7 protein-coding genes and 1 other RNA gene are annotated in these 13,251 nt (G+C 61.0%); 3 read left to right on the top strand and 5 right to left on the bottom strand.

Annotated features, from left to right (window positions below):
* Window positions 1–95: 95 nt before the first annotated feature.
* Together ACXAF3_RS14665 and ACXAF3_RS14660 are read left to right on the top strand one after the other, a co-directional pair.
* Window positions 96–1,640: a collagenase gene (locus tag ACXAF3_RS14665; protein ID WP_475113065.1), complete on the top strand. Its 1,545-nt coding sequence runs from the start codon at window positions 96–98 to the stop codon at window positions 1,638–1,640.
* Between the two features lie 151 nt (window positions 1,641–1,791).
* Window positions 1,792–1,869: non-coding RNA, sX9 sRNA (locus tag ACXAF3_RS14660), on the top strand.
* Between the two features lie 171 nt (window positions 1,870–2,040).
* Here the strand turns inward: ACXAF3_RS14660 and ACXAF3_RS14655 are convergent.
* A complete protein-coding gene (locus tag ACXAF3_RS14655) occupies window positions 2,041–2,658 on the bottom strand; it encodes a class I SAM-dependent methyltransferase (RefSeq protein WP_475113064.1) in 618 nt (205 codons plus the stop codon).
* A gap of 219 nt (window positions 2,659–2,877) precedes the next feature.
* Between ACXAF3_RS14655 and ACXAF3_RS14650 the strand changes: the two genes are divergently transcribed.
* Window positions 2,878–5,061: an MltF family protein gene (locus ACXAF3_RS14650; RefSeq protein ID WP_475113063.1), complete on the top strand. Its 2,184-nt coding sequence runs from the start codon at window positions 2,878–2,880 to the stop codon at window positions 5,059–5,061.
* Window positions 5,062–5,083: 22 nt separating this feature from the next.
* On the opposite strand, the gene ACXAF3_RS14645 is transcribed toward ACXAF3_RS14650, so the two are convergent.
* The 4 genes from ACXAF3_RS14645 to ACXAF3_RS14630 form a co-directional block, all read right to left on the bottom strand.
* Window positions 5,084–5,956, bottom strand: coding sequence for an Nmad3 family putative nucleotide modification protein (locus ACXAF3_RS14645; RefSeq protein WP_475113062.1), 873 nt, complete (start codon window positions 5,954–5,956; stop codon window positions 5,084–5,086).
* A 59-nt stretch (window positions 5,957–6,015) separates the two neighbouring features.
* Window positions 6,016–8,712 carry an aminopeptidase N gene (gene pepN / locus ACXAF3_RS14640; protein ID WP_475113061.1) on the bottom strand — a complete coding sequence of 899 codons (2,697 nt, stop codon included), beginning with the start codon at window positions 8,710–8,712 and terminating at the stop codon, window positions 6,016–6,018.
* A gap of 404 nt (window positions 8,713–9,116) precedes the next feature.
* Window positions 9,117–11,798: an aminopeptidase N gene (pepN, locus tag ACXAF3_RS14635; protein WP_475113060.1), complete on the bottom strand. Its 2,682-nt coding sequence runs from the start codon at window positions 11,796–11,798 to the stop codon at window positions 9,117–9,119.
* 358 nt (window positions 11,799–12,156) lie between these two features.
* Window positions 12,157–12,894: a hypothetical protein gene (locus ACXAF3_RS14630; protein WP_475113059.1), complete on the bottom strand. Its 738-nt coding sequence runs from the start codon at window positions 12,892–12,894 to the stop codon at window positions 12,157–12,159.
* Window positions 12,895–13,251: the final 357 nt, after the last annotated feature.

Below are 13,251 nucleotides of genomic sequence, written 5' to 3'. Positions count from 1 at the left end.
ATTGTTCTTTTTTTGTACAGCAAAAACCGGTAGTGTGTGGGCTTCGACGTTCCGCCACGGAGGGCTTCAAAAGGGTCAACTCGGTGGTCAGAACTATGTTCTCTCGCACTCTCGTATTGCTGGTAATTTGTTTCGGTTTTTCCCTCGCTGCCTGCAGCGCTCCCCAAAGCCTGGGTGAGGAAACCTGGTATCAAATTGACAGCGCTAACTTTCGCATTGTCACCAACGGCGATCCCGAGGTGGTGAAAACCCTCGCCGCCGACCTGGAGCGCTATCGCGCAGTTGCCCTGGAACTGCTTGGCGACGCGTCCAAGGCGCAGGACAAGAAGTTGACCATCTACGCCGCTGCCGACCGCCAGACCTACGCCGGCCTGGTCGGCGGGGAGCTGGCGGACGTGACCAATGGACTCTACGATACCACCGCCGAGGGCAGCTATGCCCTGGTGAACCTGGACGGCCGCAGCGGTGAGCGCCAGTTGGCGGCGCGAGAATTCCTCTTCCACGAATACACCCACTTCCTCAGCTACAACGGCAATACCACCCACTACCCCTACTGGTACAGCGAGGGCTTTGCCGAATTTATGTCTACCATGACCTTCAATGACAGCGGTGTCTATCAGCTGGGCGCCGTTCCCAAGGAGCGCGCCATGACTCTGCTGTTCACCAGCCCTATGCCGCTGGAGCAGCTGTTGCGCGCCACCGTCTACAACACGCCCGACGAGGAGAAACCGCGGGTTTATGCCAGCGGCTGGATGCTGGCGCACTGGCTGATCATGGAGAGTGGCAAGGCCGAGCAGTTCAAGGAGTACACCAGGGCATACAACGCCGGCGCCGATCCGGTGGAGGCGCTGGAGGAGTCCTTAGGCATGTCCCTGGCGGAGATTGAGGAAAAGTACGAGGCCATGTTTGAAAACGGCAGTTTCGCACTCGCGGAAGGTCGGGTCCCGGCGGATTTCCGCGAGGCCAGGCCCGAGGTGCGCCAGCTTTCCCAGCGGCGCGCGGTGGTGGAAGTCGCTCAGTTCCTGGTGCGTTCTGGCTACAACCTGCAGGGCCTGCACGCGCTGGTGCAGTACGCCCGCGCCGAGGGTATCGCCAGCCCGGAACTGACCGCGATACAGGCGGACGCGGAAACCAGGGTGGGCAATTTCGAGCGCGCCGAGCGACTGCTCGCGAGGGTGCCGGCGAGCGAGCGCAACAAATTCTGGTATCAGAGGGCCGATGCCTGGCTCAATCTCAACCGTCAGGTGAATCTCCCCGAGGAGGCGCGTGACAAGGACGCCTTGAAAAAGGTGCGCGACCAATTCGTCTACCTGGTCAACCACGATGCGGACACCGCTTCCCACTGGTTCGGCCTCGCCATGTCCATGGAGATGCTCGACTACCCGCGGGAAAAGTATCTGGAAATGCTCGAACAGGCCTACCTGCGCGCGCCGCGCGAACTGCATATTGCCCAGTGGCTCGCCCACGAGCTCTACGAGCAGAAGGATGCGGAGTACTTCGCCCGCGTCGCCCAGCCACTGCTGATGGATCTGGGCAGTGAGGAGGAGTACCAGCAGATGAAGATGATGCTGGCGGAATTGCAGCCGAAGTCGAAGCAGAAAGACAAGGCGCAGACAAAGCTGGCGCAGAACGAAAGTTAAGCTGAAAAGCCCCGGTCGCAAGGCCGGGGCTTCAGAGTGTTGGTAACCTCTTCCTGTGGTTCTGACAGGGACCGTGGCGGCAAAGCACTAGAAGCTGTTTCATAACTACTGCGCGGGCGCCTGGCGGCGTCCGGCGGTGCTCGGCATCCTCATGTACTACTTGTACACTGCGGTACCTCCGCTCCGGCGGCCACCACCAGCCACCCGCTCGCTACGTTATGAAACAGCTTCTAGGACGGGTATTTCGAAACGCTGTGAATACATCCCTGTCGCCGACGGTTCGAAACACCCGTCCTAGCGCTTTGCCTTCGATTCCGGTTTTCGGACTTTGTCAGCAACCTGAAGCCCCCCTCGCAGGGTCGGGGCTTTTTCCTTTGCCGGCGCCCGCGGCGTATAGCGATCAGAGCGGTTTCGCCGCGCCCCGGTAATTAAATCCGGCGAACCTGGGGGCGAGAATATAGCCGCTGTCCAGAGACTGAATGCGGAAACCACCCTGTTCCACAAAGCGGTCTATTGGCCTGTTCAGGTTGCAGCCGCCGAAGGCCCGGCGCCAGTACGGATTCAGTCTCTCCTGCCAGCGCCTCACAGCGATATCCGGCGCGCTGCCGTGTTCGCTGAAAATCAGCTCGCCGCCCGGTTTCAAAACCCGCCGCATCTCGCCGAGCGCCCTGCGCCAGTCCGCTATCGTGCACAGGGTATAGGTCAGCAGCACCGTGTCGACGCTGTTGTCTTCCAGCGGGATCTGCTCGCCGGGAAGATCCAGCCAGCGGATTTCGAGCGGGGATCGACGGACATTGTCCCGCGCGCGCCTGCGCATAGCCTCCGAGGGCTCCAGCGCCCAGACAAATTCCACGCTGCCGGGATCGTAGAAGGGCAGGTTGAGGCCCGATCCAAAGCCGACCTCCAACACTCTGCCGCGCGCCCGCGGTGCCAGCAGGGCCCGCTGCTTGCGGAACGCCCTGAGTCCGCAGGCGCAATTGAGCAGCCGCGGTAAACAGTATTTTTCGTAAAACCCCATCGCTGGCTCTCCGCTGCTTCCGGGCGGTGATTGCGCCACCTCCCCCCGCACCGCTGATCGATCCGGCCCATCGGTGGCATACTGCGGTAGCATTAGGGAACCTCTGAAAGCCCCGCAGAGACATTACGGACTTAATCAGAGGTTCCTTAGGGTATCGCTCACGGCGATTCTACGCCCATCCTTGTCTACGGAAACACCAGTTACGCAGCAGGTTGCATTGTGATCAGCAGGATTTCTTCAATTCTAGTCTTTGTCGCGGCCACTCTCTTTATCTGCGCAGGTTGTGAGAGGGGCGCGGAACAGGGCGGAGCGGCGGCACGGCCCGCTGTCGAGGAGGCGCCGCCGGCCGCCAGCGCGGAAGCGCTTCAGCCGCAAGCGCCGGCCTCGCGGAGCTATACGGAGCTGGGCGATCTGCCCGCGATCCGCCGGCACGGCATACTGCGCCTGCTGGCACCGCGCGGTGGGGAAGACGAGGCGCTGCCCCGCGACGGCCTGCCCGGTGCCGAGTGGCGGATGCTGGCCGAGAAGTTTGCGCACAGCCGCGGCCTGCGGCCCCAGTGGGTCTATGTGGACAGCTTTGCCGACCTGATTCCGGCACTGGTCGAGGGGCGCGGCGATGTGATCGCCACCAATTTCTCCCGTACCGAGGCGCGCGCCGAGCGGGTCGCCTTCACACGCGCCCTGCAGTATGTGCGCGAGCTGCTGGTGACCCGCGGTGACACCCCGCCGGCGGGAGCCGGCGCGGCACCGCTGCAAGTGGCCGTGCGCCGCGGCAGTGCCTTTGCGCAGACGCTGTCCGTCGACGAGCGCCGGCACCGCTACGCGATCACCTATCTGGACGAGCCGATAGAGTACGAGGATCTGCTCGCCTCGGTGGCGCGTGGAGACTATCCGGCCACGGTTATCGACAGCAATCTCGCCGAGGTGCTGCTGCCCTTCTATCCGGAGCTGCGGGCCAGCAGCGAGCTGGACTCCCAGCGCGCCATCGCCTGGGCGGTGCGCCGCGAGGCACCGCAACTGAAGCGCGAACTGAACGAATTCTTTACCGCCGAGCATGTCCTCGCCAGCCAGCACCGCGAACGGCCGCTGCGCGATTGGGAGGGAATCCGGCAGAGCCGCACTCTGCGCGTGCTGACCCGCAACCACCCCGCCTCTTACTTTATCTGGCGCGGGGAGCTGATGGGGTTCGACTACGACCTGTTGAAGCAGTTTGCCCGCGAGCATAAGCTGCGCCTGAGCATGGTGGTGCCGGGGCCCGATGTGGATCTGGCCGAGGCGCTGAACGCGGGTATGGGGGATATGATTGCCGCCTCCCTGACCGTTACCGAATCGCGCCGGCAGCAGGGGCTTGTGTTCTCGCGCCCCTATCTGACCGTGACGGAACAGGTGATCGCCGCCGAGCCGGCACAGGGCGCCGCCGCCGAAATGGCGGTGGCCGATCTGCTCGCCGGGCAGAAAGTCGCCGTGAACCCGCTGACCAGCTTCTACACCAACCTCGCCGCACTGGCGCGGGCGCAGTCCGAGCCGATGGAGATAGTGCCGGTGGAGGGCGCCACCACCGACCAGCTGATCGAAGCGGTGGTACAGGGCGATTACCCCTATACGGTTGCCGACTCGCACCTGGTCGCGATAGAGCGCACCTACCGCGACGACTTCGCCGTAGTGGGCGAGCTGCCGGGGGAGCGCGACATCGCCTGGGCGGTGCGCGAGGACCAGCCGCAGCTGCTGGAGCAACTGAACGGCTTTTTGAAAAAGCACCACCGCGGCCTGTTTTTCAATGTCACCTACAACAAATATTTCAAGAACGCCAAGCGCATACGCAGCCACCAGGGCGAGCGCCTGCGCAGCATCGATCGCCTGTCTCCCTACGATCCGATAGTGCGCAAATACGCGGCCGGTGCCGAGTGGGACTGGCGCATGGTGGTGTCGCAGATGTATCAGGAGAGCCAGTTCAATCCCCGCGCAGAATCCTTTGCCGGCGCCCAGGGCCTGATGCAGGTGCTGCCGACCACCGCGCGGCAGATGGGTATCGCCAATTTGTTCGAACCGGAAAACGGTATCCGCGCCGGCGTCTCCTACCTGGACTGGCTGGAACAGCGTTTCCCCCGCGACCTGCCTTTCGACCAGAAGATCTACTTCACCCTCGCGGCCTACAACGCCGGCCACGGCCACGTCAGAGACGCGCGCAAACTCGCCACACACCTCGGCAAGAACCCGGATTTGTGGTTCGGCAATGTGGAGGAGGCGATGCTGATGCTGTCCAAGCCGGAGTACTACCGCCAGGCGCGCTTCGGCTATGTGCGCGGGCGCGAGCCGGTGAATTATGTCAGGGAAATTCGGGATAGATACCTGGGGTATCTCGCCGTGGCGCGGCAGGAAAAAGGTATCGACAGGCAGCTTTAACCCGGCAATATTTATCGCCGGGTTAATAACCACTGCCGTGTGTGCCAATCAGATCTTCCAGCCAGGGGGCGACTTCCGGATAGTCATTCATTGGAAGTACAAACTCCTGCCCGCGCGCGGCGCATTGCAGGTGGCAGTGATCGCCGTCTCCGGAGTTCAAACTCCAGCGCTCCGGCCTGCTGTGGTAGCTCAACGGTGCGCGCCCCTTTTCCGGATACAGAAAGCGCGGCAGTCGCCAGGCGGTGGGTGAGGGCGCGTCGGGGCGGGTTAGCTGCAACTGAGGGGCCAGGCGCGGGAATACGCCCGCACCTGGCTGCGGTTTCGAATCCCGATGCAGCGTTAAGCGATCGGCGGCCAGATACAGCGTATTGGCCGTATCCGGTCCGATCGCGAAGTGCGGGTGGTAGCGCGCCCAGGGTAATTCATCCTTCTTCAGTGCATCGACTTGGATGATCTCGCCGATAGAAAGCCAGCCCCAGAGGATATGGCGCGCCGCTGCCCCTTTGACGAAGCGCCAGTGCCCGCCGACTTGCTCGACCGGCCGGAACAGGCCAAAGAACAGAAACAGATCTCCCGCCTGCACGCCCCGTCTGCGCAGATGCCCCTGTGCCGCGCCTGTCTGCCCGAGCAGTGGTCTCCAGCCCGGTGTGCGCGACAGGTCTCCGGGGTGCATATCCGGGTCCAGATGTGCCCCCATATCCGCACGAATCTTCCCTTGTGTCAGATCTTCCACCAGGTCACCGACACAGTGCCCGGCGTGATTGATTTCGCGATAGCGGATTCCCGACTTAGGATCGGAAATCGGCAGCGCATAGAGGCTGCCGTCGGGAAAGATCGGGCTGGGGCAGCCGCCGGCGGAGGAGTCGAAGCCTTTGCGGCTCAGGATCAGGTGCATCTTTGTGGAATCGGTATTGTCGTTGCGGGCCCTGTAACGCGGACCCGCGCCGATGGAGCTCACTTTTTCTGCAGATCTGCCATAGCCCTGCACCACTCGCTCTGCTGCTGCCGGTTCTTCAATACCCTGCCCAGGGCCGGCATCAAGTCCGGGTGTTTCTTTAATGTCTTTTTGTACTGCGCGATATCGTCTCCGCTGCAAACGATCGGGAACAGCATCGCATAGGCCTTGTTGTACAGCGTATCCGCCGTTGCGCTCACCTGGGGCACGGCATCGAACAGCTGAGCGCTGAAGCCCCGGTACAGGTTCAGTTGTTCCGCCGGGAACATGGCGCCGGCGGCGGCGCGGATCTGGCTGAGTTTGTACTGATCGCGCCTGTTCAGGATATTGTCCAGCCACGCTTTCTTGGCCTCGGCGCTGGGTCTGATCGCGCTGGCGCTGATGGCGTAGTTGCGGGCGCGGTTGCTGCTGTCTTTTTTCAGCTCGTCCTCGACCAGCTTGGCGTAGTCGCCGTGCAGGTGGCGGTTCAGCAGGACGATCAGCTGCCAGCGCTTGTCCTCGTCAATCGGCAGTCCGTCGATTGCCAGTTCGCCGGACAGCAGCTGCGCCGCATTACCCAGGGCCGCGTCGGTGTGGGCGACGTCGGTAAAGGTCGAGAACCAGGTTTTCTGCGCGTCGCTGCCGGCGGGGACGCGGTTGAGGCGGGCCCAGACAAAACTCTCGATCGCCTGCAGCCGCTCCTTGCGCAACACCTCCGGCATATCGAAGCGGTGCGCGTAGGCACTGGCGGCTTGCAGGTGGTTGGCGATCAGGCGGATCACGTTGATATTGCTCTCGGCGCCGGCGTTGTTCAGCGCGAAATCTATCCACTCGGACAGCGGCATCCTGGCGTCGGTGACGCTGTCGAACAGACTCTGCCACAGCATCAGTCGGGTGAAGGAACTCTCTATCGCGCTGATATGCCGGGTTGCCTGGGCCACGGACTTCTCGTCGAGGCGGGTCCTGACATAGCCCCAGTCCTCGTCGTTCAGGTTCAGTATCTGCGGGCAGGGCAGCCCCTTCGCCTCCCTGACTCTGGTGCGGGCGCCGCTGTAGGTGACCGGCAGCGCGGCGACACGGGTCATGATGCTGTCCTGCAGGCGGTAGATACCCAATTGAATTCTCTGCTCGCGCAGTACCGGGTGTTCCTTGGGGGCCGTCTGCTCGATCGTCAGTTCGGTGATCTTGTCTTCGGTGCACTGGTAGCGGGCGGAAATGGTGTTGACGCCGGCCTTGTAGAGCCAGTTCTGCGTCCACTGTTCCAGATCTTCGTTGGCGGCCTTGCCGAGGCTGTCCATAAAGTCTTTCAATTCCGCATTGCCGTAAGAGAACTCTTTCAAATAGTTGCTGACTCCCTGGCGGAAGGCCTCCCTGCCGAGGAAATAGGGCAGTTGCTCCAGCACTGAGCCGCCCTTGCCGTAGGTGATGTTGTCGAAATTGGAGAAGGCCTCGGCGGTATTGGGCACCGGCACTTCTATCGGGTGGGTGGTGGCCAGCCGGTCCGCCAGATAGGCGGACTGCTTGGAGCGCAGGTAGAAGTTCTCCCACACATCGTCGAATTCACTGTTCTCTGCCAGGGCCAGGCTGGCCATATAGGTGGCGAAGCTTTCCTTCAGCCACAGGCCGTTCCACCATTTCATCGTCACCAGATCGCCGAACCACATGTGCGCCATTTCGTGGGCGATCACATTGGCCAGCTTCTGGCGCTGGGCCTGGGTCTTCTTTCCGCGGGACACATAGGCCTCGTTGAAAGTCACCGCGGCGACATTTTCCATCGCACCGATCGTGAAGTCCGGCACTATCAGCTGGTCGTATTTCCCGAACGGATACTCGATGCCAAAGTACTTCTGGAAGAATTCGAAAGACTGCTGGGTGAAGGTGAACCAGTCCTGTGGTTTCACGTCCGGTGCGAGGGTCCTGCGGGCCATCAGGCGCAGCGGGATATCGCCGGCCTGGCTCTCCCACACGGTGAAGGGGCCGGCGTGCAGGGGCAGTATATAGGTGGAGAATTTCTTCGTGGCGGGGAAGTGCCAGTGTTTGCGCCCGTCCGCCAGAGTTTCAATTTTTTCCTCACGCGCGCTGGTCACCACCTGCCAGTCGGCGGGCGCCTTTACGTCGATGGTGTAACTGGCCTTCAGATCCGGTTGGTCGAACAGCGGCGCGAAGCGATTGGCCTTGTAGGGCTCAAAGTGGGTGTAGAGGTAGACGCTGCCGTCCTGCGGATCCTTGAAGCGGTGCAGGCCGGAGCCGTCGCTGGAGTAGGGGTGGCTGTAGTCGACGGCGATACGGTTGGCGCCGACGCGCAGCTGTTCCGGCGCTATGGTGATGAAGTAGCCGTTGTATTCGAAGGGGATCGCCCTGCCGTCGACACTGACCGACTGCACCTCGCCACCGGTAAAATCGATGGTCAGGGACTGCTGCAGCGGACGGGCGATCTCGGTTTCCGCGATCACGCGACCGGAGAAGGTGTCGGATTCGCCGTCCAGCGCCACGGAGATTTTGTAATCCACATTCGCAATCTGCACCCGGCGCAGGGCGGCGTAGGCGGCGGTGAGCCCGGGGGCATCGGGGCGTTCTATGCGCGGGACTCGCTGTACTTTTACCGCGTGGGCGTCGCTCTCTGCGGCTTGTTCTTTGGCTGGCGGTGTTTTCTCGCCGCAGCCTGTAACCAGGGCGGCGCACAGCAGTGTGGTGGCGAATATTTTTGTGGTTTTCATCGGGTCCTCCGGCTGGCGGCAGAGGGGCAGTGATCCGCGCGAATAGTATTGTTTCCCCTGTGCAGGTTATAACACGCTCCGCACAGCCGCGCATGGTAAGCGGGTGCTCACTATTAACCCGGCGATAAATATTGCCGGGTTAATCGCGGCACAAGGACGTGCCGCCGCCAGCCGCAGGCTGGCGCCGCTCGCTAAATACCAGCAGATTCACACATCTGCGCCAGTATTTAGCGGGCGACGGTTAATAGTGCGTGCTGGCGGGATTTTTTAACCGATTTGCGCGGTGCGATGACGCACAAAAAAGGCCCCGCGGGGCCTTGTTTGAGAGCGTCATGCCGGCGCAGGCCGGCATTCAGCGATTGGTCTGGAGTCCGGACCGGGTCCGGGATGACGATGGGTTTTGCTCAGCCGCGGTTGCCGTTTGCCAGCAGCGCGGCCATATCCACACAGCGCTGGTTGCCGTGGCGACGGTTTTTCAGCGCCTTTTCCAGCAGCGGGTTCAACTCCCTGTCGCTGTCTAGGATTTCGCTCAGCTGCGCCACGCCCTGCTCGCTGCAGTTCAGCGGGAAGAGGCGCGCGTAGGTGCCGACAAACTCCGGCGCGTCGCTGGCGTTGACGTCATCCAGCGCGGCGAGGATGCGCTCGGCACTGGCTTGGTACTGGTCGCTCTGCTCGGTCGGGAACAGGTGGGCCGCGGCGGCTTTCAGCTGGCTCAGCTTGAAGCTGTCGCGGTGCTGCAGGATATTCTCCAGCCACTTGACCTTGCTCTCCGGCAGCGGGCGCACGGCTTCCGCGGCGATGGCGTTGAGCTGGGAGCGGTCGGAGTTGTCCGCGGCCAGTTCGCGTTCAATGGCCTGCGCATAGTCGCCGTACAGGTGCTGGTTCTGCAGTTTGATCAGGTCCCAGCGCATATCCGGGTCCAGCTTCAGGCCGTCGATCTTCAGTTCGCCCTGCAGCAGCTGCTTGGCGTTGGCCAGGGCCGCGTCCGAGTGGGCCACGCCGGTAAAGGTGGCAAACCAGGTTTTCTGCGCGTCGCTGCCGGCTTCCGCCTGCTGCAGGCGATCCCAGACGAAGTTCTCGATTGCCAGCTGCAGCTCTTCACGCCGGGCCGCATCGATCGCCACCTGGTTCAGGTAGCCGTAGGCATTGCCCAGATGGCGGGACACCAGGCGCACCACATTGATATCGCGTTCCTCGGCGGCGTTGGCGAGCACGAAGCTGACGTACTCGTCCAGCGGCAGCTTGGCATCGTAGACGCTGTCGTACAGGCTCTGCCACAGCATCAGACGCGTGAACGGCTTTTCGATATCGTTGATGTGCCGGGACATATTCTCGACGGATACCGGATCCAGGTTCACCTTGGCAAAGGCCCAGTCGCCCTCGTTGGGGTAGACGATCTGCGGGCACGGCAGGCCTGCAGCTTCCTCGACCTTGGTGGTCGCGCCGCTGTATAGCACCGGGATGGCCTTGCTCAGCACCATGCTGCCGTTTTCCATGTTGTAGAAGCCGATCTGGGTGCGCTGTTCGCGCAGGGTCGGGTATTCCTCCGGCGCGGACTGGCTCAGGACGAGGTTGGTGACCTTGCCCTTTTCACACTGGAAGCTGGCGGCGATGGTGTTCAGGCCGGCCTGATACAGCCACTGCTGCTGCCACTGATCCAGATTCTTGCCGGCGGCCTTGCCCAGGTGGCCCATAAAGTCGTCCAGGGTGGAGTTCTTGTAGGACAGGTCCTTCAGGTAGTTGCTCACGCCCTTGCGGAATGCCTCTTCGCCCAGGTAGTAGGGCAGCTGCTTCAGGATCGAGCCGCCTTTGCCGTAGGTGATGCCGTCGAAGTTGGCAAAGGCCTCGTCGGTGTTCTTGACCGGCAGCTGTATCGCGTGGGTAGTGGGCAGCTGGTCGGAGTGGTAGGCCCACTGCTTGGTGCCCAGGTAGAAGTTCTCCCAGGTGTTGGTGAACTCGCTGTTTTCCGCCACGGCCAGGTTGGCCATATAGGTGGCGAAGCTCTCGTTCAGCCACAGGTCGTCCCACCAGTTCATGGTCACCAGGTCGCCGAACCACATGTGCGCCATCTCGTGGGCGATCACATTGGCCAGGCGCATGCGCTGGGCCTGGGTCTTCTCGCCGCGGGAAACATAGGCTTCGTTGAAGGTGACCGCAGCGACGTTTTCCATAGCGCCGGCGTTGAAGTCCGGCACGATCACCTGGTCGTACTTCACGAACGGATAATCGATCTCAAAATAGGGTTGGAAGAACTCGAAGGACTGCTTGGTAAAGGTGAACCAGTCTTCCGGCTTCACATACTGCGCCAGTGACTTCCGCGCCATCAGGCGCAGCGGAATACCGTCGGCATCGTCTTCCCAGATATGGAAGGGGCCCGCGTGCAGGGAGAAGATATAGGAGGAAAACTTGGCGGACTGTGGGAAGTGCCAGTGGTTGACTTCTTCAGCCTCCTCGATTTTCTCCTCGCGCACCGAACTGACGATGGTCCAGCCTTTGGGTGCGGTCACCTTCAGAGTGTAGTGGGCCTTCAGATTTGGCTGATCGAAATGCGGGAAGAGGCGGTTGGCATCGTAGGGTTCGAAGTCGGTGTACATATAGACGTTGCCGTCTTCCGGATCTTCGAAGCGGTGCAGGCCGGAGCCGTCGCTGGAATAGGGATGGCGGTAATTCACCGCGATGGCGTTGTGGCCGGCTTTCAGATACTGCGGCTGCAGGGTGATGAAGTGGCCGTTGTAGTCGAAGGGCACTTCCACCCCGTCGACACTGACGGAGTCCACGCTGCCACCGGCGAAATCGATGGTCAGCGGTTGTTCGAGCGGTCCGTTGAGTTTGGTTTTGGCCACCACCTGGCCGGAGAAGCTGTCGCCCACGGCATCGAGGGTCACGGACAGCTGGTAGTTGACCTCGGCCACCTGTTGTTTGCGCAGTTTGGCGTAGGCTTCGGACAGTCCGGGCGCATCGGCGCGGGTCACGGCCGCCGCGGCAGGAGAGGACTCCGCGGCTGGCTGGTTACTGGATTCCTGGCCACAGGCGGCGAGAATGGCGCTGCACAGCAGCGTCGCTGCGAATTTTCCGGTTCTGATCATGGTTACCCCACAGGACTGTCGTGCGCCCGGGTATGGCCGGGACGAATTGTTGGAAAATGAGTCGTCCCTTATATCATGACTAGCGTAGTCTGACGGGCGACTTCGTCGCGCTCAGAGTGCAGGTTATCGCGAGTGAATTGATTGTGCTATTTTTCTCGGCAGAAGGACATGTTTATCTGTCGGACATTGATTTTGCAGTCGATGATGCCTTGTTGGTTGGATCGAAATCGGGGCTCCACGCCCTGAGAGCATTGAAATATAGGTTCGGGAGGAAAGGGATTACGCATTCATGCGTATATTGGCCGGATATATGCGCCCCAATTGTTCAGGAGGGCAGCCGGGGCGCATTGTGAGATCGCTATTGGGCGGCCTGCGTATCCCGGGTAGCGGCTTGCAATGACAGCTTCACCACTTCGCCCGGCGGGTAGCTGTTCGGCAGCGGGCGGGGTTTGATACGTTCATCGATAAATGCCGCCACGTCTTCCGGGCGTGCGCGGTGGTCATCCTCGCGGCTTTTCCCCGCTTCCTGATATCCGCGCCCGCTCCACATATAGAGCACATGTTTGGCCTCTTTCACCTGCTCGGGGGTGCAGCTGAGGATGGGTTTGTCGCTGGCGCCGGGCTGAGCCTGTATCTGTGCGCGCCGGGCTGCAGCCTCTGGGTTCAGATCCAGGGTTAGGGAATCCATAATCTGATGCATCAGGGCGAGGAAGTTTTTCTTTGATACCCGCTCTTCGATTCGGTAGGCGTTGCCGGCGTTGCGGGCAGATCGGGCTATAGTAAAGCAACAACTCAGATAATGCCTGTCATCAATTGCAGTCTGCCAGTTTACGATTTGACCGTCGCCAACAAGTGGTTGGCTCTCGAAGTAGAGCCAATCACTCCCATTGTTTGCTAGCCATTGGCAGTTAATGGGGCCCAGATAGCTTGGCCAGCGATAGGGCGTAAGATCTAAGGGGTCATCTGAGTGGCCATCGTGAAAATCGCACAGAGTAGAAGATAAGAGCTGACGGCATGCTTCGCGAGATAATACACGATTGTCAAATAAGCTCTCATTAATCGGAAGGTCTTTCACTCGATTAATGTTGACTAGCATGGTAAGGCTTCCGCAATAACCGTGAACTATAGGTAATCCGCGAAATTCCCAGATACTTGAATAGACTCGATACCATTCCACGGATTCGGAGCTTCGGCTCTCCGAGGTTATTAGCGGTTTGAATATGGATTCCTCAAATATATCCACACTTGGCGCTTCATCCTCCCAGCGCTCGAGCTTAGAGAATGGATCTTTGTATGGTGGAGCATTAAAAACCAGCCGGCTACCAGAAAGGTTTTTTTCTATCCCCCTGTGTCAGCATAGATGTCGCGCCCACTTTTTAATCAACAGTGTATGAGGGGGCGGTAATCGAGTGGAAAATGCCGCGTTACAGTGAAGGCTTCAAAGAAAGAGCCG

This window comes from Microbulbifer sp. ABF4_143, assembly GCF_056160225.1.
This window is presented reverse-complemented; position numbering and strand designations above follow the sequence as displayed.